The sequence below is a fragment of the Polaromonas sp. genome (assembly GCF_036676035.1).
Lineage (GTDB): Bacteria > Pseudomonadota > Gammaproteobacteria > Burkholderiales > Burkholderiaceae_C > Polaromonas.
Map to the genome: position 1 here is coordinate 1 of NZ_JAKFDR010000123.1, position 26811 is coordinate 26811.

A 26811-nucleotide genomic window follows, 5' to 3' on the forward strand; every position below is an offset into this window, starting at 1 on the left:
TGCACGCTATCCGGCACATAAAACCGCGTCTTTTCGTCCATGACGGCGTTGCAAATCCGCGCAATAGCGGGGCTATTGCTGTGGTTTGCGCCTTGTCCTGAACAAAAATCCATCGGTTTTATTGGTGCCGTCAAGCATGCAACACCACACTAGCAGCCTCACGGCTTCTGTTGCCCCGGCCTCGTCAGAACGACATGCATTGCGTTCGGAGTGCCGACATGCTCCGTGCATTGGTAGCCCAGGCTTGGCAGATCGATGCCGTCGAGCAAAGCCTCTCCGCGGCCGAGCAGGGTGGGGGCGATCGCCAGGTGGATCTCGTCCACCAGGCCGGCGCGCAGGTACTGCTGGATCGTGGCGACGCCGCCGCCCAGTCGCACATCCAGCCCCTGGGCTGCCTCTCTGGCGCGCTCCAGGGCGGCGTGGATGCCATCGGTCACGAAGTGGAAGCTCGTGCCGCCTTCCATCGTGATCGATGCGCGCGGGTGATGGGTCAGCACGAACACCGGGGTGTGGTAGGGCGGATTGGCGCCCCACCATCCCTTCCAGGTATCGTCGGGCCACGGTCCGCGCACCGGGCCGAACATGTTGCGCCCGAGAATCCAGGCTCCGATGTTGGCGAATCCGCGCGCCGCGAAATCGTCATCCACGCCCGTCGTGCCGCCGTCGCCACCGAACATCTGTCTGAACGTGCGCGTGGCAAAGGCCCATTCGTGCAACGCGACGCCGCCGATCCCGAGCGGGTTGTTGAGGCTCTGGCTGGGGCCGGCGCCGTAGCCGTCGATGGACACTGCAAAGCTGTTGATCCTGAGCTTGGACATGAGGTGTTTCTCCAGTTCGGGGATGTCGGGCGCCATGCGGCGGACCAGCGGTCGGGCCCGATCTACCGATCGGACCTCCATCGCTTCAAGCATACGACGAACGAAGGGCCTCAGGATCGACAGGCGGCGCGGTATGCTGGCAAGATTCTTCGCTGCGCTCAGAATGACAGCATGGCTGGCGTCGCCTTCGTTACGGACTGCTGAGCAATGGTAAATAATGCTTGTAGCCCAGGTATCACGGGCGGAAACAGCTATCAAATAGATAGCAATTCGTGGCGAAAGCGTCGAGCCTTTTTCAGCCCGCTGCCGACATTTCCACCGGCACGCCGCTGAGCACCGCGTTGCCCGGCAGCGGGTCGCGCCAATTCTCATCGAGCAGCGCGTTGAGGTTGGCGCCCGGGCGCTGCGCGTCGGCGGGATTTCCAAGGGCCCGTTGTGGCCGCACGCCGACAATGGTCCCCGGCGAAGATGAGGCGTCACACGGCGGCAAGCAGTGCACTTCGACGATAGGCGCCAGGCGCGGCGCCGGTCGATCGCTTGAAGGCCTTGTTGAAGGCCGCCTCGGACTCATAGCCGACGCTGCTGGCGACTTCCGCCAAGGGCTTGTCCGTGTGGCGCAGTAAATGGCCGGCGCGGAACATGCGCCAGCGCGTGAGGTAGTCGAGCGGCGACTGGCCGACCTTTTCCTTGAACCGCAGGGCAAACGCCGAGCGCGACATGCCGGCTGCCGCGGCCAGCGCCTCCACGGTCCAGCTGGACGCGACATCTTTGTGCAGCAAATGCAGCGCCGCGCCGATGCGGCGGTCCGACAGCGCGGCGAGCCATCCGGTATCGGCTTCGGCGTCGAGCGAATCTATGTAGGCCCGTACCGCCTGTGCGAAGATGATATCCGCCAGGCGGCTGACGATCAGGCCCGAGCCCAGACCCCGTTGCGCCGTCTCCATCGCCAGCAATTGCAGCGTGGCCTGCAGCAGATGGGTGCGGTCCTGGTCCATGCGGATGTGCAGCAGCGGTGGCAACAGGTCCAGCAGCGGCCGCGCGCCGTACGGATCGAAGGTGAACCAGCCGCTGATCACGGTGGTGCCCGCGCCGCCGCCGCCCAGTGGCACCACGCCGCCGATGTTCGCGCGCACGACGTCGACGCAGTTCACCGTGCTCGACTTCGGGTCGTCGCGCAGCGTGTAGGGCAGGCCGTGGGGAATGACGAAGCAATCCCCGGCGACCAAGGCAATCGGCTCCCGGTGGCTCGCGCCCTCGTCGAGGGTCAGCCAGCCGCCGCCGCGCAGCATGAGACCGAAGCGTGCCTGGTTGTCCCCTCGCCGGGTACTCAGGCCCCAGGGCGCTGTGGCCTCCAGCCGGGCATACAGGGCGCTTTCCACGCGCATGGCAGAGAAGACTTCGTCGAGCGGGTCCATGGAGGCGTTGAATTTTGGATGATTGGATAAAAAATATAGCGTTTTAAACATTGTTCGTCCATAGGGCGGCCCGTAGCATCCATTCCACAGCGATCGCTCGTTACCCCCGGCGGCCCGTGGACCATGACCTGACAGGTCATGGCCAAGCGCTCGGATCTTGAACACACTGCCGCTGTGCAGTTTTTTCGAACAGGAATGATGCAATGTCCCAGACCGTCCCTTCCGCCGCGTTCGTGCCGCCTGCTGCAGGCGCCGCGCAGCGTCCCAGCCTGCTCGCGCTGTTGGTGATGCTCAGCGGCACCTTCATGGTGGTGCTCGATTTCTTCATCGTCAATGTCGCCATTCCGTCCATTCAGCATGATTTGCATGCGAGCACAGGCGCGCTGCAACTCGTCGTCGTCGGCTACGGCCTGGCCAACGCCGCGATGCTGATCACCGGCGGACGTCTTGGCGACATCCATGGCCGCCGCCGGCTCTTCGTCGTCGGTGTGGGGCTGTTCACCCTGGCCTCCGCGGCGTGCGGCATGGCGCCCAACGCAGCCGTGCTCGTGGCCGCGCGCATCGCGCAGGGCGTCGCCGGTGCGCTGCTGCAGCCGCAGGTGCTGGCCATGCTGGGCCTGCTCTACAGCGGGCCCGAGCGTGCGAAGGCCTTCGCCGCCTATGGCTTGACTCTGGGGCTGGGCGCGGCGAGCGGTCAACTCATCGGCGGGCTGCTGGTCCACGCCGACTTGGCCGGGCTGGGCTGGCGCAGCTGTTTTCTGATCAATGTACCTATTGGGGCGCTTGCCTTGGCATTGAGCGGCCGCGTGTTGCCGCCGATGCAAGGCCAGAGCGCGAACCGCCTGGACCTCCCAGGCATGGCGCTCGTGGCGGTAGCACTGACGGCAGCCGTGTTTCCGCTGGTCCAAGGGCGCGACGAGGGCTGGCCACTGTGGAGCCTCGTCTGCCTGGCTGCGTCGGTGCCGCTGCTCGCCTCGTTCTGGCACTACCAGCGCAGCCTGTCTGCACGCGGCGGCCAGCCTTTGGTTGCGCCTGCGCTGCTGGCGCAGCGGCCCTTCGTCCTGGGCTTGCTGGTCACGCTGATGTTCTATGCGAGCAACGCATCGTTCTACTTCGTGCTGGCGCTGTACCTGCAGCAGGGGCTGGGGCTGTCGCCGCTCAACTCAGGCCTGGTATTCACCGCGCTGGCAGCCGGTTTTTTCGCAACCTCGATGGCCTCGCCGTGGTTCGCGCGACGGCTCGGCCGGCACGCGATCTTTGCCGGTGCCCTGGTGCTGGCCGCCGGCCACGCGACGCTGTACGGCATGGTGGGAAGGCTGTCCGCCGAGAACCTTGCCCTCATGCTGCCGGTGCTGCTGGTCCAAGGATGCGGCCTCGGGATGGTCATGGCGCCGCTGGTTTCGACCGTGCTCGCCGGGTTGCCACCGCAGCATGCGGGCGTTGCGTCCGGCGTGCTGGCGACGGTGCAGCAGGTGGGCAACGCGCTCGGGGTGGCGCTGATCGGCATCCTGTTCTATGGCGCGGTGGGTCAGGAGGCAGGTCTTGCTGCCGCAGCACGCGCTTTTGGTGCCAGCCTGCTGTACTTGTTCGCGCTGTCGTTGGGCGTTGCCGCGCTGTACCGGCACTTCAGCCGGAGCGCACTTCCCGAGGAGCAATCATGATGATCGATGCGCAACACCTTGCCGACCGCTATGTCGCGTTGTGGAATGAGCCGGACCCATCAGCACGGCGAGACGCGATCGCTCGGCTCTGGCTGCCTGATGGCGTTCACTACGTGAGAACGCTCGAAGCGCGCGGCTACGAAGCCCTGGAGCAGCGGGTCACCGGCTCGCACGACAAGAATGTTCGTCTCGGAGGATTTGTGTTCCGGGCGGTGAGGAACGCGCAAGCCCTGCGCGAGGTCGTCACATTCAACTGGGAGATGATCCGCCCGGGCAACGGTGAAGTGGTCGCCGTCGGACTCGAGTTCCTCCATGTCGATGCAGACGGCCTCATCGTCGGCGACTACCAGTTCATCGTTGCGTAGCGTCGAGCCGGTGCGCCGGTTGGTTGTAGGTGTTCTAACTGAACCTGCCGTGAATAACCGCTTGCGTGTTGGCACGCGACGGTCAGCTCATAGCCGAACCGCGTCCTGTCCCGGCTCCATCCGGCCTCAGGTAGCCGCCAGTTGCACCGGCACGCCGCTCAGTACTGCGTTGCCCGACAGCGGGTCGCGCGCGTTCTCGTCGAGCAGCGCGTTGAGGTTGGCGCCCGGGCGCTGCGCGGCCAGGCCCAGGCGCGTGCCTTCGAGGTCGTGCCCCCAGCCATGCGGCAGGCTCACCACGCCTGGCATCATCTCGTCGCTCACTTGCACCTGGGCCTCGATGCTGCGGCCCTGGTTGCTGATGCGCGCGACCGAGCCGTCGGCCAGGCCCAGGCGCTGCGCATCGGCGGGGTGGACGAGCGCAGTGCAGCGAAACGGGCCCTTGGCGAGCAGGGGCAGGTTGTGCATCCAGCTGTTGTTGGAGCGCACGTCCCGGCGCCCGACGATCACCATTTGTGGCACGGCACGGGCCAGATCCTGGGCCGGCCGTTTCAGGTCGTCCAGCAAGGAGGGCGGGGCCAGTTCGATCTGGCCGGAGGGCGTGCGCAGCGCCTCTGGAATGCGCGGCGCGAGTTCGCCCAGGTCGATGCCACCCGGTGCAGCCTTGACCTTGGCCAGGTTCAGGCCTTCGGGCTTGAGCCCAAACTGATCGCCATAGGGGCCGTTGCGCAGCGCCAGTTCCAGCAGGCGGTCCGGGCCGCGCAGACCGGCTGTGGCCTGCAGCACCGCGCCGGCGTGGTCGCCGAACAGGCGCTTCACGTCGTCGGCAAAGTTGTCGTCGTCGATCTGCTTCGCGTCGGCTTGCGGACCCCCTTTGCCCGAGGCGATGGCCGCGAGCTTGAGCAGCGTTTCCCATTCCGGCGGCTGGCCCTCGGCGGGGGCAAACACCGGTTGGCTATAGCGCGCATGATTGCGCCAGGAGAACTGCGGGAAGGCCACGTCGTAGTGCATGTCTTCCAGCGGCGAGAGGCCGGGCAAAATCACGTCGGCGTGGCGGCTGGTCTCATTGAGGTAGATGTCCATGCTGACCATGAAATCAAGCTGGTCTAGCGCCTTGGACAGCCGCGCGCCATTAGGGGACGACAGCACCGGGTTGCTGGCCACCGTGATGAGCGCCCTGATCTGGTCCTGCCCCGGGGTTTCGATTTCTTCGGCCAGGCAGGTGATGGGCAGTTCGCCGAAGACTTCGGGTGCGCCGCTCACGCGGCTTTTGTGGCGGCCGGTAGTGATGCCGCGCCCTTTGCCCGATGGGCCCGCCGTGTTGACGGCAAAGGCTGCGGCCTTGGGAAACATGGCGCCGCCGGCTTCGTCGAGGTGGCCGGTCAGGATGTTGAGCACGTCCACCAGCCAGCTGGCCAGCGAGCCGTATTCCTGCGTACAGGTGCCCAGCCGCCCATAAACGGCGGCACGCCCGGTGCTGGCCAAGGTACGCGCCAGCCGGCGAATGGTGGCCGCTGCAATGCCGCAGCGCTCCGCAACCGCTTCAGCAGAAAAAGGCGCTACTGCCGCGCCGACGTCGTCCACGCCCTGGACCCAGGGCGCCAGCCGGCCGAGCTTGACCAGTTTTTCGTCGTACAGCGTGTGCACGAGGCCCAGCAGAAAAAACACATCGGAGCCCGGGCGGATGAAATGATGCGCGTCGGCCATGGCCGCGGTTTCAGTGCGGCGCGGATCGATCACCACCAACTTGCCGCCGCGCGCCTGCATGGCCTTGGCCTTGCCGCGAAAGTCAGGCACGGTCCACAGGCTGCCGTTGGATGCGACAGGGTTGGCGCCCAGCATCAGCAGGAAGTCGCAGCGCGTGATGTCGGGCACCGGAATGCTGAGCCAGTGGCCGAACATCAGCCCGCTGGACAGCTGCTTGGGCATCTGGTCCAGCGTGGACGCTGAGAACACGTTGCGGCTGCCCAGTGCCTTGGCCAGCCGCGAAAAGTACAGCAGCAGGCTGATCTTGTGCGCCGACGGGTTGCCCACCGACAGGGCGGCGGCATGGCGGCCGTGCTGCGCGAGGATGGGCGGCAGGCGGCGCCCGATTTCGGCAAAGGCTTCGTCCCAGCTGGCCTGCACGAACTCGCCATCGCGTTTGATGAGCGGCGTGCGCAGCCGGTCCGGGTCTTCATGCAGGTCTTTCAGCGCCACGCCCTTGGGGCAGATGTAGCCGGCGCTGAAGACGTCGGCATCGTGACCGCGAATGCTGATGACCTTGCCGTCCCTGACCTTGAGCTCCAGCCCGCAGCAGGCTTCGCACAGCGGGCAGATCCGGTGGTGGGTAGTGGTGTCCGTCATGGTTATGCCTCCCGCCGAGCCGCCTCAAGGCAGGCATGCACCCCCTCGGGGGGCAGTGAACGAATGTGAGCGTGGGGGTACATAACTTCTCCGTTTTGAATCCGCATCTGGCGCCTGTTTCAACCGGCTGTCGATCACGTCGGCGACATCAAAGCCTGCAGCGCCTGCCTGGTGAACTCATCCGCCGGGAAAAAGGTCTCCATCGCCAGTTCCTGCAGCGTCACGTCGACCGGCGTGCCGAAGATGGTGGTGGTGCTGATGAAGCTCAGCACACCACCCGGGGTCCGAAACTTGAACGGCATGACCACGCCCAGGTGTTCGCCTTCCAGGTGCTCGTCTTCGGCGCCTGCCGGCACGGGATAGGCGCGCAACTCTTCCAGCAGGGCCGCGAGCACGGGGTCGGCGGTGGCGGCAATTTGCTGGCGCAGGCGCTCGAGCAGGTGGTGGCGCCATTGCGCGAGGTTGGCAATCTGCGGCGCCAGCCCCTGCGGATGCAGGCTCAGGCGCAGCACATTGACCGGGGTTTGCAGCAGCGAGGCATCGGCGCCGGCCAGCAAGTGGGGCACCACGCTGTTGGCGGCCACCAGGTTCCAGTGCCGGTCGATGGTGATGGCAGGAAAGGGCTCGTGGCTCTTGAGGATCAGCTCCACCGCCTGCCGGGCCGAACTCAGCGCCGGGTCGTCCAGCGGCCGTTCGCGGTACATGGGCGCGTAGCCGGCAGCGACCAACAAGGCGTTGCGTTCGCGCAGCGGAATGTCCAGCCGCTCAGACAGGCGCAGCACCATTTCGCGGCTGGGCACGGACCGGCCGGTTTCCACAAAACTCAGGTGCCGGGTCGAGATGTCGGCCTCCTGTGCCAGATCGAACTGGCTCAGGCGCCGGTGCTGCCGCCAGTGGCGCAGGTGGTCGCCAAAAGGTTGTGCGACCGGGCGACGCCCGGCGTGGGTGGGTTGGGTGCTTGCATCCATGAGCGCATCGTAAAGCCAATCAGGCCGGCGTCTCATTACCTGCCGGGTAATCGACTGGCCGCGCGAAGGCGGGAATCATTGCCCCCATGCCGCGTGATTGATAGCTTGATGCGGTGCTTGATTTAATTTCAGTCAAACCAGCTATCTCAACCCAAGGAGTCTGTCATGTCCACTACACCCCTCATTGCATCCCTCATCGCGTCCCCCAATTTTCTGCGCCGTGTGCTCTGGGCTGATGCCGCCACCGGCGTGGCCACAGGCCTGCTGCAGGTGCTGGCCCCGGGTTTTCTGGCCGGCCTGCTGGGCATCCCCCACGATCTGCTGCTCTGGTCCGGTTTGGCGCTGTTTGCCGTGGCGGCCTTCATCGCCTTCGTTGCCACGCGTCAATTCATGCCGGGCGAGTTGGTCTGGCTGGTGATTGGCGGCAACGTGCTCTGGGTGATCGGCTGCCTGGCCCTGCTGCTGGGTGGCCTGACGGCGCCCACCCTGCTGGGCCAGGCTTTCATCGTGGTGCAGGCCGTGACGGTCGGTGTGCTGGCTGAACTGGAGTTTTTTGGCCTGCGCCGGCAGGGTGCGCAGCAGGCCTGGTAAGGCTCGCAAGCTGCCTTCTTTCAGCGCTGTATTGGCCGGTCGCCGGGCCGTCAGAACACCCCCGGCTTTCGCGCTTTCCGGTTGCCTGCCAAAATAGGGCTCGTTCACAAGATTGAAGGAGCCCGCCATGCCCCCCAAAGCACCACGCCAGCCAGCCCATGCTTTTGCCGCCACGCTCAAGTCGTTCAAAACCAGCTCGGGCAAGACCGGCAAGCTGTACTCCCTGCCTGCGCTGACGAAACAGTTCCCCCAAGTGGCGCGCCTGCCGGTCTCCCTGCGCATCGTGCTCGAATCGGTGCTGCGCAACTGCGATGGCAAAAAGGTCACGGCCGGGCATGTGGCGCAGCTGGCCAACTGGAAACCCACCGCCGCGCGTACCGACGAAATTCCGTTTGTCGTTTCACGCGTGGTGCTGCAGGACTTTACCGGGGTGCCGCTGCTGGCCGACCTGGCCGCCATGCGCAGCGTGGCGCTCAAGCTGGGCAAAGACCCCAAACGTATCGAACCGCTGGTGCCGGTCGATCTGGTGGTCGACCACTCCATCATGGTGGACCACTATGGCAAGAAAGACTCGCTGGACCTCAACATGAAGCTGGAGTTCCAGCGCAACCGCGAGCGCTACGAATTCATGAAATGGGGCATGCAGGCCTTTGACACCTTTGGCGTGGTGCCCCCGGGCTTTGGCATCGTGCACCAGGTCAACCTCGAATACCTGGCGCGCGGCGTGCACAAGACCGATGACGGTGTCTACTACCCCGACACCCTGGTCGGCACGGACAGCCACACCACCATGATCAACGGCATTGGCGTGGTGGCCTGGGGCGTGGGCGGCATCGAGGCCGAAGCCGCCATGCTGGGGCAGCCGGTGTACTTCCTCACGCCCGACGTGGTGGGTTTTGAGCTGACCGGCCGGCTGCGCGAAGGCGTGACGGCTACCGACCTGGTGTTGACCGTGACGGAGCTGCTGCGTCAGAAAAAGGTGGTCGGCAAGTTCGTCGAGTTCTTCGGCGAGGGCACGCGCACGCTCGCGCTGCCGGACCGCGCCACCATTGGCAACATGGCGCCCGAGTATGGCGCGACCATGGGCTTCTTCCCGGTTGATGAAAAAACCATTGACTACTTCAAGGGCACCGGCCGCACCAAGGCCGAGATCGAAGCCTTCGAGGCCTATTTCAAGGCCCAGGGCCTGTTCGGCGTGCCCGTTTCGGGCGAGATCGACTATTCGCAGGTGGTCAAGCTGAACCTGGGCGACGTGACGCCCAGCCTGGCCGGCCCCAAGCGCCCGCAGGACCGCATCGAGCTGGGCAAGGTGGCGGGCCAGTTTGCCTCCTTGTTCAGCAAGCCGAATGCCGAGAACGGTTTTAACCAGCATGCCGACAGGCTCCTGACGCGCTACCCGATCCGCCCCAACGGCGCCTCGTCCGGCAGCGAAGCGCCGCTGGCGCCGCCGCTTAAACCCGGCGCCGCCCGCGACATGGCCGAGATGGTGCTCAACCGCCCGACGCTGGAGGCCAGCAAAGCCCTGGCCAGTGCGCCGGAGCACACCAGCATCGGTATTACGGTGGGTCATGGCGACGTGCTGATCGCGGCCATCACCAGCTGTACCAACACCTCCAACCCCAGCGTGCTGCTGGCCGCCGGCCTGCTGGCCAAGAAGGCGGTGGAGGCAGGCCTGACGGTCAAGCCGCACATCAAGACCTCACTGGCGCCCGGCTCGCGCATCGTCACCGAATACCTCACGCAGACCGGCCTGCTGCCCTATCTGGAAAAGCTGGGCTTCGCACTGGCCGGCTACGGCTGCACCACCTGCATCGGCAATGCCGGCGATCTGACGCCCGAACTCAACGAACTGATCACCCGGAACGATCTGGTGTGCGCGTCCGTGCTCTCGGGCAATCGCAACTTCGAGGCCCGCATCCACCCCAACCTGAAAGCCAACTTCCTCGCCAGCCCGCCGCTGGTGGTGGCCTACGCCATTGCCGGCACTGTGCTGCGCGACCTGATGACCGAGCCGGTCGGCAAGGGCAAGGGTAAAGATGGGAAGTTAAGGGACGTGTACCTGGGCGACATCTGGCCGACCAGCGACGAGATCTACAAGCTCATGAAGTTCGCGATGAACGGCAAGGCCTTCCGTGAGAACTACGCCAAGGTCAAGACCGAGCCGGGCAAGCTGTGGGGCGACATCCATGGCGTGTCGGGCGACAGCTACACCTGGCCGGCCAGCACCTACATTGCCGAGCCGCCGTTCTTCAATGATTTTGCTATGGAAAACGTAGCTGCTGGCGCGGGTAAGACGGGGGCTGGAGGCCAAAATGATGCTTACTCGGTGAAGAAGGCCCGGGTCATGGCGCTGTTTGGCGACTCCATCACCACGGACCACATTTCACCGGCCGGCTCGATCAAGGAGAGCTCACCGGCGGGCCAGTGGCTGCTGAAAAACGGCGTGATGAAAGCCGACTTCAACAGCTACGGCGCGCGCCGCGGCAACCACGACGTGATGATGCGCGGCACCTTCGCCAACGTGCGCATCAAGAACCTGATGATTCCGGCCGGGCCCGACGGCTCGCGCGAAGAGGGCGGCGTGACGCTGTACCGCAATGGCGCGGGCACTGTCCCCGAGAAGATGTTCATCTATGACGCCGCCATGAAGTACATGGCCGAAGGCCGTCCGACGGTGATCTTCGCGGGTGAGGAATACGGCACCGGCTCCTCGCGCGACTGGGCCGCCAAGGGCACGCAGCTGCTGGGCATCAAGGCCGTGGTGGCCAAAAGTTTCGAGCGCATCCACCGCAGCAACCTGGTCGGCATGGGCGTGCTGCCGCTGCAGTTCAAGGGCGGTGATTCCTGGCAGTCGCTGGGCCTGACGGGAAACGAGGAAATCGATGTGCTGCCCCATCCCGAACTCAAGCCGCAAAGCGACGCCACGCTGGTGATCACGCGTGCCGACGGCTCGCGCCAGGAAGTGGTGGCCACGCTGCGCATCGACACCCCGATCGAGGTCGACTACTACCGCAATGGCGGCATCCTGCCTTACGTACTCAGGCAGCTTCTCGCTTCATGAGCAGGCGAGCCATAGCAATTTTCCGCCGGGCCGCCCCAAGGAAAATTAGCCCCCTCGGGGGGGCAGGGAATTACACGCAGTGAATGACCGTGGGGGCGTGATAGTTTCCGGTGGCGGCATAGGCGGGTTGGCGGCGGCGCTGGCGGCGTCGCGTGCGGGCTGGGAGGTGCGTCTGTTTGAGGGGGCACCCGCCTTCAGCGAGGTCGGCGCGGGCATCCAGCTCGGCCCCAATGTCGTCAAGGTGCTGCACGGCTGGGGATTGACCGAGGCCCTGCAGGCCGTGGCGGCATTTCCCGACCGCCTGCAGGTCTGCAATGCCGTCTCCGGCCAGCCGCTGGGCGAATTGCCGCTGGGCGACGCGATGGTCCAGCGCTATGGCGCCGCCTACGCCACCGTACACCGGGCTGACCTGCATCGCCTGCTGCTTTCTGCCGTGCAGCAGCAGGACGTGAAGTTTCACCTGGGCCGCCCGCTGCAGTCTTTCAGCCAGACCGCCCAGGCGGTCACGGTGCAGGCAGGCGCCCTTGAAATTGAAGCGGACGCACTGATTGGCGCCGACGGCCTGTGGAGCACCGTGCGCCAGCGCCTGCTGGGTGACGGCCTGCCGCGCCAGACCGGTCACCTGGCTTACCGGGCCTTGCTGCCGCAGGCCAGCCTGCCAGCGCATTTGCGCAGCAGCCACATCACGGCCTGGCTGGGCCCGCGCCTGCATGTGGTGCACTACCCGGTGCGCGCGGGAGAATGGCTCAATGTGGTGGCGATCGTGCAGGGCCAGCTGGAAGGCGATCTCGACCAGTGGGACCACAACCACCACGCCGGCGAACTTGCTGCCGCGCTGGCCGGCACCTGCACGGCACTGCAGGACCTGATCGCGGCAATTGACGGCTGGCGCGTGTGGGCGCTGTGCGACCGCCCGCCGATGGCCGGGGCTCACCAGCAGGCGGTGGGCCGTGTGGCCCTGCTGGGCGATGCGGCCCACCCCATGCTGCCTTATCTGGCGCAGGGCGCTGGCATGGCCCTTGAAGACGCGGCCGAGCTGGGCCATGCGCTCATGCAGGCACTGGACCCGGCATTCGATGTGCCGACCATGCTGCAGCGCTACGCCCTCAATCGCTGGCAGCGCAATGCCCGGGTGCAGGCTAGAGCCTTGCGCAACGGGCAGATCTTTCACGCGGACGGCCTGGTGCGCTGGGGGCGCGACATGGCGCTCAAGCTGCTGGGTGAGCGGCTGCTGGATGTGCCCTGGCTGTACGGGGCGACGCCCAGGCAGGCGTGAGTTTCGGGGCTTTCTGTTTTGCTGCTTTTGCTATTAAAAGAGTAGCTTGCTGCACACGTTTTATATGGGCTACAGCTACTTTTCTTATAAATCCGTGCGCAACTTCCAGATTTCCGGAAACAGCACCACGTCCAGCATCTTGCGCAGGTAGCTGACGCCGCTGGTGCAGCGCTTGCGAGGCTCATGCTCCGGTGCGATGCCAGGGAAATGTCCCTCCAGGGGGCTGCGCGCATCAGTCGCCCACCATCAACTCGCCCAGCACGTAGCACATGGGCGAGGTGCCGTCGCAGCCGCCGCCCGACTGGTGGAGCATGAGCGGCCCGTGCGTCTGGCGCAGCGTGTCGATCAGGGCCAGCGCAGCGGGCGTTGCGGACACGCATTCGACCTCAGAAGAAGCCGAGGGCCTTGGGGCTGTAGCTCACCAGCAGGTTCTTGGTCTGCTGGTAGTGGTCGAGCATCATCTTGTGGGTTTCGCGGCCGATGCCCGATTCCTTGTAGCCGCCGAAAGTGGCGTGTGCCGGGTAGGCGTGATAGCAGTTGGTCCAGACGCGACCGGCCTGGATGGCGCGGCCCATGCGGTAGGCGGTGCTGCCGTCACGGGTCCATACGCCGGCGCCCAGGCCGTAGGGCGTGTCGTTGGCGATGGCCAGGGCTTCGGCTTCGTCCTTGAAGGTGGTGACGGCCAGCACCGGGCCAAAGATTTCTTCCTGGAAGATGCGCATCTTGTTGTGACCCTTGAACAGGGTCGGCTGAATGTAGTACCCACCGGCCAGATCACCGGGCAGCCGGGCGCGGTCACCACCGATCAGCACCTGCGCGCCTTCTTCCTTGCCCAGGGCGAGGTAGGTCTGGATCTTGTCCATCTGCATCTGGGAAGCCTGGGCACCCATCATGATCTCGGTGTCGAGCGGACTGCCTTGCTTGATGGCCCTGACGCGGGCCAGGGCGCGGTCCATGAACTTGTCGTAGACCGATTCCTGGATCAGGGCGCGCGACGGGCAGGTACAGACTTCGCCCTGGTTGAAGGCGAACAGCACCAGGCCTTCGATGGCCTTGTCAAAGAAGTCGTCGTCGGCGTTGGCGATGTCGGCGAAAAAGATGTTGGGCGACTTGCCGCCCAATTCCAGGGTCGCCGGGATCAGGTTGTTGGCGGCGGCCTGGGCGATGACGCGGCCGGTGGCGGTGGAGCCGGTGAAGGCGATCTTGGCGATGCGCTTGCTGGAGGCCAGCGGCATGCCGGCTTCGCGGCCATGGCCATTGACGACGTTGAGCACGCCCGGTGGCAACAGGTCGGCGATCAGTTCGACCAGCACCATGATCGAGATCGGCGTCGATTCGGCGGGCTTCAACACTACGCAGTTGCCAGCGCCAAGGGCCGGGGCCAGTTTCCAGGCGGCCATCAGGATCGGGAAGTTCCAGGGGATGATCTGGCCGACCACGCCCAGCGGCTCGTGGAAGTGGTAGGCGATGGTGTTTTCATCGATTTCGCTCAGGCTGCCTTCCTGGGCACGCAGACAGCCGGCGAAATAGCGGAAATGATCGACGGTCAGCGGGATGTCGGCATTCAGGGTCTCGCGGATGGCCTTGCCGTTGTCGACGGTTTCGGCGTAAGCCAGCAATTCGAGGTTCTGCTCGATCCGGTCGGCGATCTTGAGCAGGATATTGGCGCGTTCAGCGGCCGGAGTGCGCGCCCACTGGGCGGCGGCGGCGTGTGCGGCGTCGAGCGCCAGTTCGATGTCTTCAGCAGTGGAACGGGCGGCCTGGGTGTAAGGCTTGCCGGTGATGGGGGTGATGACGTCGAAGTACTCGCCTTTCACGGGGGCAACAAACTTGCCGCCGATGAAGTTGTCGTAACGGGGCTTGAACGTGACTTTGGCACCGGCGGTGCCGGGATTGGCGTAAAGCATGGTTGTCTCCTGCTGTATGGATGGAATGAACTGGATAAGGGCTTGATCCGGCGTCAACACGGGTTGCGACCGTTTCGGGGAGTGCCTTTTGCATGCGTTGTGCCAGCACCGCCTTCTGCATGAAAAGGGGGCAATGTCGGCCCAAATCGGTGCCACAGAGGGTTCTCGGGCTGCCACGGCCTCTGGCGGGGCGGATGTTTTTGGTACAGGTTCGGTACAGGTGTCACGAAACGGAACAGTTCACCCGACGATTTTTGCTGAAACCGGTCCCGCACATGCCGCACAATCACATAGTTGCATCCATGCCGGAGTTGCAATGCTGGAGATGGCGCACCCATCCCGCCCAACCTAGGAGACATTCGGCCATGCAATCCCCTGTACTCCAGGCCCGCCCAGCGCCGGGCCAACTCCGTCAAGCGCGCCGCATCCTGATGGACAGCGGCGCCTTGCCTGCCGACCTGATCCAGCTCGAACTGGCCCGCTCCTGGCAGCGCAGCTGGGCAGCAGGGCTGCAACCCTGTGGCCGCATGCCCGGTGCGCCGCATGCATCCGCGGCGCAACTGGCGCGCGCGCAGGAGCGCCAGCACGAATTGGTAGCCCATGCCCATCCTGTCATGGAGTTCCTGTTTGACCACACACGTGACACCGACAGCATGGTCATCCTCGCCGGGGCAGACGGCATGCTGCTGCATGCTTTGGGCGACCCGCAGTTCGTGAGCCGGGCCGAGCGGGTGGCCCTGCGGCCCGGGGCCACTTGGCACGAGCACTACCGGGGCACCAACGCGATCGGCACCGCGCTGGCCGACGGCTTGCCCGTGGTGGTGCATGCGGCAGAGCACTATCTGGAGCGCAACGGCTTTCTCACCTGTGCGGCGGCTCCCATCCACGACTGCGCAGGGCGGCTGCTCGGAGCACTCGATATTTCGGGCGACCACCGGGGCTACCACCGGCACACGCTGGGCCTGGTGCGCTCAGCCGCGCGCATGATCGAGCACAGGCTGTTTGACACCCGCCATGCGGGCGGCCTGCGGCTGCGCTTACACGCCCAGTCCGAAGGCATTGGCACCGTTGCCGAAGGGCTGGTGGCGCTGGCCGAAGACGGTCTGTTGACGGGCGCCAACGCGGTCGCACTGGACATGCTGGGCCTGGCCTGGATCGATATTGGCCGCACGACGCTGGACGCCCTGCTGGCCGTCAACCTGCCCACCTTGCAGGACTGGTGCCGACGCCCGTCCACCACGCCGCGCGTGGTGCATACCGCCGCGGGTCGGGCGTTTTGGATGCGGGTGGAGGCCGGCCGTCATACTCCGAGCCCGCTCACGCCGGACCCCGTTGAGGTCCGCCCAAGTCCTCTGGGAGGCGCGGCAATGGCTGACGCACTGGCAGCGCTGGATACGGGGGATGCGGTGCTGCGCGCCGCCATCGAACGCGCCCGCAAGGTGATGGGCAAGCCGATTGCGCTGCTGCTGCAGGGCGAATCCGGTGTGGGCAAGGAAGTGTTTGCACGTGCCGTGCATGCCAGCGGGCCCCGCTGCAGCCAGCCCTTTGTGGCAGTCAACTGCGCGGCCCTGCCGGAAAACCTGATCGAGGCCGAGCTTTTTGGTTACAGCCCCGGTGCTTATACCGGCGCCCGGCGCGAGGGTGCGCCCGGCCGTATCCGTGAAGCTCAGGGTGGCACGCTGTTTCTGGACGAAATTGGCGACATGGCGCTGCCGCTGCAGGCCCGCCTGCTGCGCGTGCTGCAGGAGCGCCAGGTGGTGCCGCTGGGTGGCGGCAAGCCGGTGGCGGTGGACTTTGCGCTGATCTGCGCCACGCACCGCCAGCTGCCGCAGGAAATGCAGAGCGGCCGTTTCCGGGAAGACCTGTACTACCGCCTCAACGGCCTCACGCTGCAGCTGCCGGCCTTGCGCGAACGCTCGGACCTGGACCACCTGCTGGAGCAGCAGTTGCGTGACACTCTGCCCGAGCGCGAGCTGCAGGTGGCCCCCGACCTGCTGCAGGCCCTGCGCGGCTACCGCTGGCCCGGCAATGTACGGCAACTCGCCAACGCACTGCGCACCGCTTGCGCCCTGCTGGACGACCACGAAACCGTGATCGGCTGGACCCATCTGCCCGACGACCTGGCCCAGGCCCTGCGGCAGGTGCCAGAGGCTGCCGCACGCGCGGCGCGAGACGAGGCCGACCCGGATCTGCGGGAAGTGTCCCGGCGGACCATTGAACGCATTTTGGGTGAATCGCAGGGCAATCTTTCCGAGGCGTCGCGCCGTTTGGGGATCAGCCGCAACACCTTGTACCGCAAACTGCGCGGAAAAGTCTGAATGATCTTCTCTCCCTTCAGGGGTGATTCACGCAGGTTTCATGCGGGCTGGAGGCTTCTTTTGACCTCATGGAGAGGCTACAAATCCGTCCGCAGCTTCCAGATCTCCGGAAACAGCACCACGTCCAGCATCTTGCGCAGATAGCTGACGCCGCTGGTGCCGCCCGTGCCGGGCTTGAAGCCGATGATGCGCTCAACTGTGGTCACATGGCGGAAACGCCAGAGGCGGAAGGCGTCTTCGAGGTCGGTTAGTTCCTCGCCGAGCTGGTACAGGTCCCAGTGCTGCTTGGGGTCACGGTAGACAGTGAGCCAGGCCTGCTCGACTGCTGCGCTTTCGGGGTAGGGTTGGGTCCAGTCGCGCTCGGTGTGGCTGGCGGGCACGGCCAGGCCGCGGCGCGCCAGCAGGCGCAGGGCCTCGTCGTAGAGCGAGGGGGCTTCATAGGCGGCTTGTACCTGCGCCAGCAGGTCCGGCCGGTGGGCGTGCGGCTGGAGCATGGCGGCGTTCTTGTTGCCCAGGGCGAATTCGATGCAGCGGTACTGGTAGCTCTGAAAGCCGCTTGACGCCCCGAGGTAGGGGCGCATTGCGCTGTACTCGGGCGGCGTCATGGTGGCCAGCACGTCCCAGGCATGGACCAACTGCTCCATGATGCGGCTCACGCGCGCCAGCATCTTGAAGGCGCTGCCCAGGTCGTCGGCCGCCACGCAGCGGATCGCCGCGCGCAGCTCGTGCAGCATCAGCTTCATCCACAGCTCGCTGGTCTGGTGCTGGATGATGAACAGCATCTCGTCGTGCGCGGGCGAGAGTGGTTTTTGCGCGTTCAGGATGGCGTCCAGCTGCAGGTAGTCGCCATAGCTCATGTCGCGGCTGAAGTCGAGCTGCGCCTTCTCGTCGTGGACGATGCGTTCGGGCGTCAGGGCCGAGCCGTGCTTGGGTTGGGCAGGGGGGTGGGCGTGAGGGCACATGATCAGGTCACCGCGTGTTTCTGGTTGAATTCGGCGCTTTGCCACTCGCCGGTGTCAAGTACCTGCTTGAGGTGCTCCACGGCATTCCAGACGTCTTCAAAGCCAATGTAGAGCGGCGTGAAGCCGAAGCGCAGGATGTCCAGGTGCTGTTTGCCGTCGCCCGCACGGAAGTCACCAATCACGCCGCGCGCAATCAGCGCCTGCACGATGGCGTAAGCGGCTGACTCACCGCCGCCGGGCCGCCCCAAGGCGGTGACGGCCCCCTCGGGGGGCAGCGACCCGCGAAGCGGTGGAGCGTGGGGGCTGTGCTCAAGCGTCAGGCACACCTGCGAGCCGCGCTGCGCGTGTTCGAGCGGCGTGGCCAACCCCAGACCGTGGCCTGCGCAGCGCGCCTCAACCAGTTCGATGAACAAATCGGTGAGGGCCAGCGATTTGGCACGCAGCGCAGCCATGCCGCCATGGGCTTCGATGGCCAGCACGCTATCCAGCCCGCACTCCAGCGCCGCCATGCTCAGTATGGGCTGGGTGCCGCAGAGGTAGCGGGCAGTGCCGGGGGCTGGGCGGTAGTCGGGTGTGAACTCAAACGGTGCTGCGTGGCCCCACCAGCCGGCCAGCGGCTGCCAGAAGCGGTTGGCGTGTTGGGGGTTGACCCAGACAAAGGCTGGCGCGCCGGGGCCACCGTTCAGGTATTTGTAGCCGCAGCCCACCGAGAAATCGGCCTTCGCGCCGTTCAGGTCCACGGGGACGGCGCCCGCGCTGTGCGCCAGGTCCCAAACCGTTAAGGCACCGGCAGCGTGGGCGGCGGCCGTGACGGCGGCCATGTCGTGCATGGCACCGGTGCGGTAGTTGACATGCGTCAGCATCAGCACGGCCACCTCGGCGGTCAGGGCGCCTGCAATTTCTTCGGGCTCCACCAGTTGCAGACGGTAACCGCGTTCCTTGCACAGGGCTTGGGCGATGTAGAGGTCGGTTGGGAAGTTGCTGCGCTCGCTCACGATGACTTTGCGCTGTGGCGCGTCCTGCGCGGCGATATGGAGCGCCGCGCTGAGCACCTTGTAGAGATTGATCGAGGTGCTGTCGGTGGCCACCACCTCGCCGGGTTTTGCACCTATCAGTTGCGCAATCTTGTCGCCCAGGCGCTGCGGCAGGCTGAACCAGCCCGCGCTGTTCCAGCTGCGGATCAGGCCCTGGCCCCATTCGCTGGTGACGGCTTCGGCCACGCGGGCCGCCGCGGTTTTGGGCAGCACGCCAAGCGAGTTGCCGTCCAGGTAAATCACGCCTTCGGGCAGGCTGAACTGCTCGCGCAGGGTGCGCAGCGGGTCTTGCGCATCGAGTGCGCGGCAATCTTGCAGAGTTGTGGTCATGTCAGGTTCATCTTTCAGGGGAGTTCGCGCAAGACTGCGCGAACGGGGGAGGCATCGGCCGTCATCAGCTTGAGCGGCAGGGCAATCAGTTCGTAGTCGCCTTCGGGCACCTCATCAAGCACCAGGTTTTCCAGCACGCGCAGGCCGCGCTGGCGGATCACCTGGTGGCTGTCCAGGGTTTTGCTCTCGGCTGGGTCGATGCTGGCGGTGTCGATGCCGATCAGCTTGACGCCGAGCGCTGCGAGGCGCTCAACGGTTTCGGGCGCGTAGGCCGCGAGCGTGGGGTCCCAGTGCTCGACCGGCATGCGCTGGTAGGTGCGAACCAGCACGCGCGGCGGCAGGTCGTGTACGGCATGCGCCAGGTGCTCCCACTCGATCAGCGGCCCTTTGGCGATGGCGTGAATGACGCGACACGGCCCGATATAGGGCGTGAGATCGACCGCACCGATGGTGGCGCCCTGCGGGTCGTAGTGCAGCGGCGCGTCGGCATGTGCGCCGATGTGCGGCGACAAGGTGATGGTGCTGACGTTCACCGGGCAGCCCGGCGCGATGCTCGCGGCCCATTGCTGCTGGTAGGGCGTGTCGCCCGGAAAAACCGGCGAGCCTGGCGCCACGGGGGGTGATATGTCCCAAAGTCTCAAGGGCTTTGCGGTGGTGGATGGGAGGGCTCTGGCTGTCATGACTGCAAAGGTAGCACCGCTGAAAAAGCCGTGGTGTCGGTTATTTCCAACAGTATTTGAAAATAGTTTAAGCCTAAAGTAATTGCAATCTCGTTGCAAGCCCCGGAAGGCCTCCGGCACAATCCGGTTTTTCGGCATCAGCTTACTATTGCATTCACTTTTAAAGCGACAAAAGGCACTCCATGAACTCCCAGGACACAGCAAGTAACAAGGTGGCCCTCGTGACCGGCGCAGGTACCGGCATCGGCAGGGCGGTCGCGCTGGCATTTTTGCAAGAGGGTTACAGCGTGGTGTTGGCCGGCAGGCGCATTGAGCCACTCAATGATGTGGCCAAAGAGTCGGGCACCAGCCGCGCCTTGCCCGTGGCCACCGATGTGAGCCAGCCTGAATCTGTCGCCGCGCTGTTTGCCAGAATCAAGGAAGTGTTTGGTCGCCTCGATGTGCTGTTCAACAATGCCGGCGTGAGCGGCATCGGTGTGAATTTTGAAGACATCGCTTTTGAGCAATGGCAAAACATCGTCAACATCAACCTGACCGGCTCGTTTCTGTGCGCGCAGGGCGCTTTCAAACTGATGAAGGAGCAACTGCCGCAGGGTGGCCGCATCATCAACAACGGCTCGATTTCCGCCCACGCACCACGGCCCAATTCAGCGCCCTACACCTCGACCAAGCACGCCATCACGGGTCTCACCAAATCCATTTCACTCGATGGCCGCAAGTACGACATTGCCTGCGGGCAGATTGATGTTGGCAATGCCCTGACGGAGCTCTCAGCACGCATCGCCCAAGGCGTGCCCCAGGCCAACGGCGAGATCGCCGTTGAGCCGATGATGGATGTGAAAGAAGTGGCCGACGCGGTGGTTCACATGGCGGCGCTTCCGCTGTCCACCAACGTGCAGTTCATGACCATCATGGCCACGAAGATGCCGTTTGTGGGGCGCGGCTAGGTTGGCCTCAACGGGCAGGGTGTTCTAGACGCGGCCCGTCGAGAAATGCCCTTGGCTCAGGCTAATTTACCCAGCAGCAGGTACTCCATGAGTGCCTTTTGCACATGCATCCGGTTCTCCGCTTCGTCCCACACCACCGATTGCGGGCCGTCGATCACGTCGGCTTCCACCTCCTCACCGCGGTGCGCGGGCAGGCAGTGCATGAAGAGCGCATCGGGCTTGGCGACGCGCATCATCTCGCTGTCCACGCACCAGTCGGCAAAGGCTTTTTTGCGCGCTTCGTTCTCGGCTTCGTAGCCCATGCTGGTCCAGACGTCGGTGGTCACGAGGTCGGCGCCGGCGCAGGCCTGCATCGGGTCCTTGAACACCTGGTAGCTGTCGGCGGAGCGCATGCCGGCCACCGACTGGTCGACCTCGTAGCCGCTGGGGGTGCTCAGGTGCACCTTGAAGCCCAGGATCTCGCTGGCCTGCAGCCAGGTGTTGGCCATGTTGTTGCCGTCGCCCACCCAGGCCACCGTCTTGCCCTGGATGGAACCGCGGTGCTCGATGTAGGTGAAGATGTCGGCCAGGATCTGGCAGGGGTGAAACTCGTTGGTCAGGCCGTTGATGACGGGCACGCGTGAATGCTCGGCAAAGCGGGCAATCTTGGTCTGCTCGTAGGTGCGGATCATCACCAGATCCACCATGCGGCTGATGACCTTGGCGCTGTCTTCGATCGGCTCGGCCCGGCCCAGCTGGCTGTCGCCGGTGGTCAGGTGCACCACCGAGCCGCCGAGCTGGTACATGCCGGCTTCAAAGCTCACGCGCGTGCGGGTGGAGGCTTTTTCAAAAATCATGGCCAGCGTGCGGTCGGTCAGCGGCTGGTGCTTTTCGTAGGCCTTGAACTTTTTCTTGATGATGGCGGCGCGCTCGAACAGGTAGGCGTACTCGCCGGCGTTGAGGTCGCTGAACTGCAGATAGTGTTTCAGGGGGCTGGCCATGGTCACGCGCTTTCTTGCAACAGCTGTTTGATCAGCGGGCACACAATGGCCGTGATTTCATCGGCCTCGGCCGTCGTCAGAATCAGCGAGGGCACGATGCGGATGACCGTATCGGCGGTCACGCTGATCAGCAGGCCATTTTCAGCGCAGCGCTTGACCAGATCGCCGCAGGGTTTGGTTAAATCGATGCCCAGCATCAGGCCGCGGCCGCGAATCTCCTTGACGCCCGCCACCCCGGCGAGCTCGCGTTCCAGCGCAGCCTTGAGGTGCTCGCCCACCTTGACCGCATTGGCCAGCAGGCCTTCCTCTTCCATGATGCGGATGGTTTCCACGCCGGCTCGCATGGCCAGCGGGTTGCCGCCGAAGGTGCTGCCGTGATTGCCGGGCTGGAAGATGCTGGCGGCCTTGGGGCCGGCCACCACGGCGCCAATCGGCACGCCCGAGCCCAGGCCTTTGGCCAGGGGCATCACATCGGGCTTGACGCCCGACCACTGGTGCGCAAACCATTTGCCGGTGCGGCCCATGCCGCACTGCACTTCGTCGATCATCAGCAGCCAGTCGCGCTCGTCGCAGAGCTTGCGCACCTGCCGCAGGTAGTCGTCTTTCATGGTGTTGATGCCGCCTTCGCCCTGAATCGCTTCAAAAAACACGGCCACCACGTTGGGGTTGTTGGCCGTGGCTGCTTTCAGCGCGTCCATGTTGTTGAGGGGCACGCGGATAAAGCCCTCGACCAGCGGGCCAAAGCCGGCCTGCACCTTGGGGTTGCCGGTGGCGCTCAGGGTGGCAATGCTGCGGCCGTGAAAGGCTTTTTCATAGACCACGATTTCGGGCTTTTCAATGCCTTTGTCGTGGCCGAACTTGCGGGCCAGTTTCAGGGCGGCCTCGTTGGCTTCCAGGCCGGTGGAGCAAAAGAACACGTTTTCCAGGCCCGACAGCTCCACCAGCTTGGCCGCCAGCGTCTCCTGCAGCGGCACATGGTAGTAGTTGGAGGTGTGAATCAGCTTGCCAATCTGCTCCTGCAGGGCCGGCACCAGCTTGGGGTGGTTGTGGCCGACGGTGTTGACCGCAATGCCCCCCAATCCATCCAGATAGACCTTGCCGTTGACGTCCCAGACGCGGCAGCCCTGGCCATGCGACAGCGCTATCGGCAGACGGCCGTAGGTGTTCATCACGTGGGGAGAGGCGGCTTCGATGTGGTGGGGCAGGGCAGCAGTCATGCGAAAACTCCGGGGAACATGGCTAAAAGAAGGTGGCCGCGCTAAAGTGGCGGGGCCTGAAGTGATTTTAGGCGCAGACTATGCGGCCTTTGGTGACGTTCCTGCATCACAGCAATGCCCGATCGTGGTGATTCCAACGACAGGAGAATGACAGGTCCTAAGTCTTATATAAGATAGAATACTTGTGCGGCGCAGCATGGGCAATATCCTCGCCCTTGGCGCGCAAAAAACCTCCACCCGATGGTCTCCAACTCCGCCAAAGAAGTCTTCATTCAGGGCATCACCCGTGACGGCAAAACCTTCCGGCCCAGCGACTGGGCGGACAGGCTGTGCGGTGTGATGAGCCATTTCCGCCCGGGCGGCCCCCACCCCGGCAGCCACCTGACTTACTCTCCCTGGTGCGTTCCCACGGTGATCAACGGCGTCAAATGCGTGGTGGTCAACAGTGAGCTGCGCCAGATCGAGCCCATGGCCTGGGACTTTGTGCTGAACTTTGCCAGGGACAATGATCTGCAGATCGCCGAGGCCTGTCTGCTGCCGGATAAGCCATAAAGCTAAGCGCGGGCACGATGCGGCGTTGCGCCGGATGGGAACGAAAGGGCCCCATCTCCCTTTCAGTCGCAATCCTCGAATACCTGAAGTACATTGCCGGTTGCTGCGCTCCGTGCGCCTTGCCTCGCACCCGCTCGCTACGCTTTCTGGCACATCCGTGGTGAAACTTAAAACGGGAAATGGAAAACAAAAAAGCCGTCTTTCGACGGCTTTTTGCTTTGCTTGCAGCGCACCCTACAAAACGGCGGACCGAAGAATCAGTCCGGGCGATTTGCCTAAATGCTTAGGCGGCTTTGGTGGCCAGGGCTTTCACCTTGGCGGACAGGCGGCTCTTGTCGCGAGCAGCCTTGTTTTTGTGGAAGATGCCCTTGTCGGCCACGATGTCCACAATGCTTTGCGCTTTGGCAAAGAGTTCGGTGGCTTTCGCCTTGTCACCGCTGACAACGGCTTTTTCGACGTTTTTCACAGCGGTACGGTATTTGGAGCGCAGCGAGGTGTTCGCGGCATTGAGTTTGATGTCCTGGCGGACGCGTTTGCGGCCCGACGCAAGGCGCGGGTTCTTTTTCTTGGGTTTGGCGGTAGCCATATATGGTTCCTTTAATCCTGGTAGGAGTCTGTGGATGTTGCAAGCGAAGCCCATGATTATATAACGCCCCCACGTTCGCCCACTTCGTGTGGCTCTCTGCCCCCCGAGGGGGCTAATTTTTCTAGGGGCGGCCCGTCGAAAAATTGATTGCGCCCGCCGGAGATTGCGTTAGGCGCCGCGCGCCCAGAAAACTTCGCCGGAAGGGCTGGCGAGCTGGCATCAGCGCATAAACTCCTGCTGTGTCACTTTTCAAAGCCGCCTCCACCGTTTCCCTGCTGACGCTGGTTTCCCGAATCACCGGTTTGGTGAGGGAACTGCTGATTGCGTCGACTTTTGGCGCCAGCGCCTTGACCGACGCCTTCAATGTGGCGTTTCGCATTCCCAACCTGTTTCGCCGGCTGTTTGCCGAAGGGGCTTTCAGCCAGGCCTTTGTGCCGGTGCTGGCGGCCAGCAAGACTCAGCAGGGGGAGACCGAAACCAAGCTGCTGATCGACCGGGTGGCCACGCTGCTGAGCTGGGCGCTGCTGCTGACCTGCGTGATCGGGGTGGCCGCCGCGCCGGTGCTGGTCTGGGCCATGGCCAGTGGCCTGAAGCAGGAGCCACGCGGCTTTGAGGCGGCGGTGTTCATGACGCGCTGGATGTTTCCCTACATCGGTTTCATGTCGCTGGTGGCCTTGTCGGCCGGGGTGCTGAACACCTGGAAGCGCTTTGCCGTGCCGGCAGCCACGCCGGTGTTGCTGAACCTGGCCATGATTGGCGCGGCCTGGCTGGGCGCACCCTGGTTCAAGTCGCAGGGCATCGAGCCGGTGTATGCCCTGGGGGCCGGGGTGATGCTGGGGGGGCTGCTGCAGCTGGGCGTGCAGGTGCCGGCCCTACTCAGGCTGGGGCTGCTGCCGAAAATAGGACTCAATTTGGCTGCAGTGCGCGCTGCACGGGCGGATCCAGCTACCAAAAGCATAGTGATGTTGATGCTGCCGGCCCTGCTGGGGGTCAGCGTCGCGCAGATTTCGCTGCTGATCAACACCCAGATTGCCTCGCACCTGACGCCCGGCAGTGTCAGCTGGCTGAACTATGCCGACCGCCTGATGGAGTTTCCGACCGCGCTGCTGGGCGTGGCCATTGGCGTGGTGCTGATGCCGCAGCTGGCCGCGGCCAAAGCCGCCAATGACGCGGACAAATACTCCGCCATGCTGGACTGGGGCCTGCGCATCGTGGTGCTGCTGGCCGTGCCTTGCGCGGTGGCGCTGCTCACGTTTGCCCAGCCACTGGTGGCCACGCTGTACCACTATGGCGCTTTTTCCGACCGTGACGTGCAGCAGACCACCACGGCGCTGATGGGCTATGGCGCGGGCTTGCTGGGGCTGGTGGCGATCAAGGTGCTGGCGCCGGGCTTTTATGCCAGCCAGGACATCAAAACCCCGGTGCGCATTGCGGTGGTGGTGCTGGTGCTCACGCAGCTTCTTAATCTGGTGCTGGTGCCGGTTTTGCAGCATGCCGGGCTGGCGCTGGCCATCGGTATCGGCGCCCTGATCAATGCCTCGTGGCTGCTGGTCGGGCTGATCCGGCGCGGCAGCTACCAGCCCGCGCCGGGCTGGGGCGTTTTTGCGCTGCAGGTGCTGGCCGCCAGCGCCTTGCTGGCGGTGTTTCTGCTGTGGGCGGCCGCCACCGTCAGCTGGGTCGGCATGCGCGATCTTTATTTGCAGCGAATTGGGCTTCTGGCCCTTGTATTGATTGCGTCAGCAGCTATCTATTTTGTAGCGCTTTGGGTCTCCGGGCTGAAGCTGCGGCAACTGCTGCGGCGTTAGCAACTCTAACCAGTCAGGGCGGTACCCGCGCCCGGCGGAGTTGGGGTGTGTCTGGCGTGAATCTTGAAGTGACATGAGGCGCCAGTTTGTGAGAAAGTAGGGCCATGGAACTGAATTTAGCCGTCCCGTCTCCGTTGCAGTATTTCTCCAGCCTGGTGCAGAGCGACGAGCATTTCCCGCTGCTGGAAGCGGCTGTCAGCCTGGCCCAGGACGAATATCCGGAGCTGGACGTGCAGCAGGTGCTGGGCGATGTCGACCAACTGCTGGCCCGCCTCAAGCGCCGCCTGCCGGCCGACGCGCCGGCCCTGCAGAAGTTGCGCGCGCTGAACCAGTTTTTCTTCCGGGACTTAAGTTTCGGCGGCAATGTCAATGACTACTACGACCCGGACAACAGCTACCTGAACGCCGTGCTCAAAACCCGGCGCGGCATTCCCATCACGCTGGCGGTGCTCTGGCTGGAACTGGCGGCGGGTCTGGGCCTCAATGCACGCGGCGTGGCGTTTCCGGGGCATTTCATGGTGAAGGTCAACCTGCCCAAAGGCCAGGTGGTGATTGACCCGTTCACCGGGCAGTCGCTAAGCCGTGAAGAGCTGGCCGAGCGGCTGGAGCCGTTCAGGCAGCGCAGCGGGCTGGTCGACGAGTTTGAGGTGCCGATCGGTCTTTACCTGCAGTCGGCGCCGCCGCGCGAGATCATTGGCCGCATGCTGCGCAACCTCAAGGAAATCCACAAAACCCAGGAAGACTGGGGGCGGCTGATTGCGGTGCAGGACCGCCTGATTGTGTTGCAGCCTGAAGCCTGGCCTGAATACCGGGACCGCGGCCTGGCCTGGGCGGCGCAAGGCGAAGCAAGCCGCGCCGTGGCTGACCTGGAAAAATACCTGACGCATGCCGACGATGCGTTGGACATTGATGCGATTGCCGAACGCGTGTCCGAGTTGCGCCGGAGAAACTGAAGGTTTGATGGGCGTTGCGCCGCACCCCCTTTCGTCCCTTTC

General features: G+C 64.5%; 23 protein-coding genes. 10 read left to right on the forward strand and 13 right to left on the reverse strand.

The window, feature by feature from the left end; all coding sequences use genetic code 11:
- Nucleotides 1-158: 158 nt before the first annotated feature.
- The 3 genes from V6M61_RS19160 to V6M61_RS19170 all read right to left on the reverse strand — a co-directional run bounded on the left by V6M61_RS19160 (nt 159) and on the right by V6M61_RS19170 (nt 2233).
- The gene (locus V6M61_RS19160) at nt 159-818 is read right to left on the reverse strand and encodes a dihydrofolate reductase family protein (protein ID WP_332778278.1); all 660 of its coding nucleotides are present in this window, start codon (nt 816-818) and stop codon (nt 159-161) included.
- A 295-nt stretch (nt 819-1113) separates the two neighbouring features.
- Nucleotides 1114-1263 (reverse strand): hypothetical protein, encoded by a 150-nt coding sequence (locus V6M61_RS19165; RefSeq protein WP_332778195.1) that lies wholly within the window; start codon nt 1261-1263, stop codon nt 1114-1116.
- A 31-nt stretch (nt 1264-1294) separates the two neighbouring features.
- On the reverse strand, nt 1295-2233 hold the full coding sequence (locus tag V6M61_RS19170) for an AraC family transcriptional regulator (protein WP_442957821.1): 939 nt from the start codon (nt 2231-2233) through the stop codon (nt 1295-1297).
- Between the two features lie 203 nt (nt 2234-2436).
- Between V6M61_RS19170 and V6M61_RS19175 the strand changes: the two genes are divergently transcribed.
- Together V6M61_RS19175 and V6M61_RS19180 are read left to right on the forward strand one after the other, a co-directional pair.
- A complete protein-coding gene (locus V6M61_RS19175) occupies nt 2437-3894 on the forward strand; it encodes an MFS transporter (RefSeq protein ID WP_332778197.1) in 1458 nt (485 codons plus the stop codon).
- Complete coding sequence (locus V6M61_RS19180) at nt 3891-4259, forward strand: nuclear transport factor 2 family protein (protein ID WP_332778198.1); 369 nt, start codon at nt 3891-3893, stop codon at nt 4257-4259. The genes V6M61_RS19175 and V6M61_RS19180 overlap by 4 nt, the downstream gene beginning before the upstream one ends.
- Before the next feature lie 126 nt (nt 4260-4385).
- On the opposite strand, the gene V6M61_RS19185 is transcribed toward V6M61_RS19180, so the two are convergent.
- Nucleotides 4386-6602: a molybdopterin-dependent oxidoreductase gene (locus V6M61_RS19185; protein ID WP_332778199.1), complete on the reverse strand. Its 2217-nt coding sequence runs from the start codon at nt 6600-6602 to the stop codon at nt 4386-4388.
- Between the two features lie 134 nt (nt 6603-6736).
- Nucleotides 6737-7570 (reverse strand): helix-turn-helix domain-containing protein, encoded by an 834-nt coding sequence (locus V6M61_RS19190; protein ID WP_332778200.1) that lies wholly within the window; start codon nt 7568-7570, stop codon nt 6737-6739.
- A gap of 165 nt (nt 7571-7735) precedes the next feature.
- Here V6M61_RS19190 and V6M61_RS19195 point away from each other — a divergent pair, with 165 nt between their 5' ends.
- From V6M61_RS19195 to V6M61_RS19205, 3 genes are all read left to right on the forward strand, one after another.
- Nucleotides 7736-8161, forward strand: coding sequence for a hypothetical protein (locus V6M61_RS19195; RefSeq protein ID WP_332778201.1), 426 nt, complete (start codon nt 7736-7738; stop codon nt 8159-8161).
- Nucleotides 8162-8288: 127 nt separating this feature from the next.
- Complete coding sequence (locus tag V6M61_RS19200) at nt 8289-11222, forward strand: aconitate hydratase (protein ID WP_332778202.1); 2934 nt, start codon at nt 8289-8291, stop codon at nt 11220-11222.
- Nucleotides 11223-11301: 79 nt separating this feature from the next.
- Nucleotides 11302-12498 carry an FAD-dependent monooxygenase gene (locus tag V6M61_RS19205; protein ID WP_332778203.1) on the forward strand — a complete coding sequence of 399 codons (1197 nt, stop codon included), beginning with the start codon at nt 11302-11304 and terminating at the stop codon, nt 12496-12498.
- A 232-nt stretch (nt 12499-12730) separates the two neighbouring features.
- On the opposite strand, the gene V6M61_RS19210 is transcribed toward V6M61_RS19205, so the two are convergent.
- Together V6M61_RS19210 and adh are read right to left on the reverse strand one after the other, a co-directional pair.
- Entirely contained in the window at nt 12731-12874 is a 144-nt protein-coding gene (locus V6M61_RS19210) for a DUF779 domain-containing protein (protein WP_442957818.1), read from the reverse strand.
- A 10-nt stretch (nt 12875-12884) separates the two neighbouring features.
- Nucleotides 12885-14405 carry an aldehyde dehydrogenase gene (gene adh / locus V6M61_RS19215; protein ID WP_332778204.1) on the reverse strand — a complete coding sequence of 507 codons (1521 nt, stop codon included), beginning with the start codon at nt 14403-14405 and terminating at the stop codon, nt 12885-12887.
- A 365-nt stretch (nt 14406-14770) separates the two neighbouring features.
- Between adh and V6M61_RS19220 the strand changes: the two genes are divergently transcribed.
- Nucleotides 14771-16723 (forward strand): sigma-54-dependent Fis family transcriptional regulator, encoded by a 1953-nt coding sequence (locus V6M61_RS19220; protein WP_332778205.1) that lies wholly within the window; start codon nt 14771-14773, stop codon nt 16721-16723.
- A 77-nt stretch (nt 16724-16800) separates the two neighbouring features.
- Here V6M61_RS19220 and kynA read toward each other — a convergent pair whose 3' ends face one another.
- Genes kynA through kynB form a run of 3 tightly spaced genes read right to left on the reverse strand, consistent with a single transcriptional unit; the run spans nt 16801 to nt 19729 of the window.
- The gene (kynA, locus tag V6M61_RS19225) at nt 16801-17685 is read right to left on the reverse strand and encodes a tryptophan 2,3-dioxygenase (RefSeq protein ID WP_332778206.1); all 885 of its coding nucleotides are present in this window, start codon (nt 17683-17685) and stop codon (nt 16801-16803) included.
- Between the two features lie 2 nt (nt 17686-17687).
- Nucleotides 17688-19049: a kynureninase gene (gene kynU / locus V6M61_RS19230; protein WP_332778207.1), complete on the reverse strand. Its 1362-nt coding sequence runs from the start codon at nt 19047-19049 to the stop codon at nt 17688-17690.
- A 14-nt stretch (nt 19050-19063) separates the two neighbouring features.
- Nucleotides 19064-19729, reverse strand: a complete 666-nt coding sequence (kynB, locus tag V6M61_RS19235; RefSeq protein WP_332778208.1) for an arylformamidase — start codon at nt 19727-19729, stop codon at nt 19064-19066.
- A 182-nt stretch (nt 19730-19911) separates the two neighbouring features.
- On the opposite strand from kynB, the gene V6M61_RS19240 reads away from it, so the two are divergent.
- Nucleotides 19912-20676, forward strand: coding sequence for an SDR family oxidoreductase (locus V6M61_RS19240; protein WP_332778209.1), 765 nt, complete (start codon nt 19912-19914; stop codon nt 20674-20676).
- Between the two features lie 56 nt (nt 20677-20732).
- Here V6M61_RS19240 and argF read toward each other — a convergent pair whose 3' ends face one another.
- Nucleotides 20733-21656, reverse strand: a complete 924-nt coding sequence (gene argF, locus V6M61_RS19245; protein WP_332778210.1) for an ornithine carbamoyltransferase — start codon at nt 21654-21656, stop codon at nt 20733-20735.
- 2 nt (nt 21657-21658) lie between these two features.
- Nucleotides 21659-22873: an aspartate aminotransferase family protein gene (locus tag V6M61_RS19250; RefSeq protein WP_332778211.1), complete on the reverse strand. Its 1215-nt coding sequence runs from the start codon at nt 22871-22873 to the stop codon at nt 21659-21661.
- Nucleotides 22874-23113: 240 nt separating this feature from the next.
- Between V6M61_RS19250 and V6M61_RS19255 the strand changes: the two genes are divergently transcribed.
- On the forward strand, nt 23114-23425 hold the full coding sequence (locus V6M61_RS19255) for a DUF3579 domain-containing protein (RefSeq protein WP_332778212.1): 312 nt from the start codon (nt 23114-23116) through the stop codon (nt 23423-23425).
- Nucleotides 23426-23708: 283 nt separating this feature from the next.
- On the opposite strand, the gene rpsT is transcribed toward V6M61_RS19255, so the two are convergent.
- The gene (rpsT, locus tag V6M61_RS19260; RefSeq protein ID WP_332778213.1) at nt 23709-24011 is read right to left on the reverse strand and encodes a 30S ribosomal protein S20; all 303 of its coding nucleotides are present in this window, start codon (nt 24009-24011) and stop codon (nt 23709-23711) included.
- A 239-nt stretch (nt 24012-24250) separates the two neighbouring features.
- Here rpsT and murJ point away from each other — a divergent pair, with 239 nt between their 5' ends.
- Nucleotides 24251-25816: a murein biosynthesis integral membrane protein MurJ gene (gene murJ / locus V6M61_RS19265; RefSeq protein WP_332778214.1), complete on the forward strand. Its 1566-nt coding sequence runs from the start codon at nt 24251-24253 to the stop codon at nt 25814-25816.
- 104 nt (nt 25817-25920) lie between these two features.
- Nucleotides 25921-26769, forward strand: a complete 849-nt coding sequence (locus V6M61_RS19270; protein ID WP_332778215.1) for a SirB1 family protein — start codon at nt 25921-25923, stop codon at nt 26767-26769.
- Nucleotides 26770-26811: the final 42 nt, after the last annotated feature.

Bases quoted from the DNA above. Each gene is read 5' to 3' on its own strand.
- V6M61_RS19160 (WP_332778278.1), bottom strand. From the start codon at position 818: ATGTCCAAGCTCAGGATCAACAGCTTTGCAGTGTCCATCGACGGCTAC.
- V6M61_RS19170 (WP_442957821.1), bottom strand. From the start codon at position 2,233: ATGGACCCGCTCGACGAAGTCTTCTCTGCCATGCGCGTGGAAAGCGCC.
- V6M61_RS19175 (WP_332778197.1), top strand. From the start codon at position 2,437: ATGTCCCAGACCGTCCCTTCCGCCGCGTTCGTGCCGCCTGCTGCAGGC.
- V6M61_RS19180 (WP_332778198.1), top strand. From the start codon at position 3,891: ATGATGATCGATGCGCAACACCTTGCCGACCGCTATGTCGCGTTGTGG.
- V6M61_RS19185 (WP_332778199.1), bottom strand. From the start codon at position 6,602: ATGACGGACACCACTACCCACCACCGGATCTGCCCGCTGTGCGAAGCC.
- V6M61_RS19190 (WP_332778200.1), bottom strand. From the start codon at position 7,570: ATGGATGCAAGCACCCAACCCACCCACGCCGGGCGTCGCCCGGTCGCA.
- V6M61_RS19195 (WP_332778201.1), top strand. From the start codon at position 7,736: ATGTCCACTACACCCCTCATTGCATCCCTCATCGCGTCCCCCAATTTT.
- V6M61_RS19200 (WP_332778202.1), top strand. From the start codon at position 8,289: ATGCCCCCCAAAGCACCACGCCAGCCAGCCCATGCTTTTGCCGCCACG.
- adh (WP_332778204.1), bottom strand. From the start codon at position 14,405: ATGCTTTACGCCAATCCCGGCACCGCCGGTGCCAAAGTCACGTTCAAG.
- V6M61_RS19220 (WP_332778205.1), top strand. From the start codon at position 14,771: ATGCAATCCCCTGTACTCCAGGCCCGCCCAGCGCCGGGCCAACTCCGT.
- kynA (WP_332778206.1), bottom strand. From the start codon at position 17,685: ATGTGCCCTCACGCCCACCCCCCTGCCCAACCCAAGCACGGCTCGGCC.
- kynU (WP_332778207.1), bottom strand. From the start codon at position 19,049: ATGACCACAACTCTGCAAGATTGCCGCGCACTCGATGCGCAAGACCCG.
- kynB (WP_332778208.1), bottom strand. From the start codon at position 19,729: ATGACAGCCAGAGCCCTCCCATCCACCACCGCAAAGCCCTTGAGACTT.
- V6M61_RS19240 (WP_332778209.1), top strand. From the start codon at position 19,912: ATGAACTCCCAGGACACAGCAAGTAACAAGGTGGCCCTCGTGACCGGC.
- argF (WP_332778210.1), bottom strand. From the start codon at position 21,656: ATGGCCAGCCCCCTGAAACACTATCTGCAGTTCAGCGACCTCAACGCC.
- V6M61_RS19250 (WP_332778211.1), bottom strand. From the start codon at position 22,873: ATGACTGCTGCCCTGCCCCACCACATCGAAGCCGCCTCTCCCCACGTG.
- V6M61_RS19255 (WP_332778212.1), top strand. From the start codon at position 23,114: ATGGTCTCCAACTCCGCCAAAGAAGTCTTCATTCAGGGCATCACCCGT.
- rpsT (WP_332778213.1), bottom strand. From the start codon at position 24,011: ATGGCTACCGCCAAACCCAAGAAAAAGAACCCGCGCCTTGCGTCGGGC.
- V6M61_RS19270 (WP_332778215.1), top strand. From the start codon at position 25,921: ATGGAACTGAATTTAGCCGTCCCGTCTCCGTTGCAGTATTTCTCCAGC.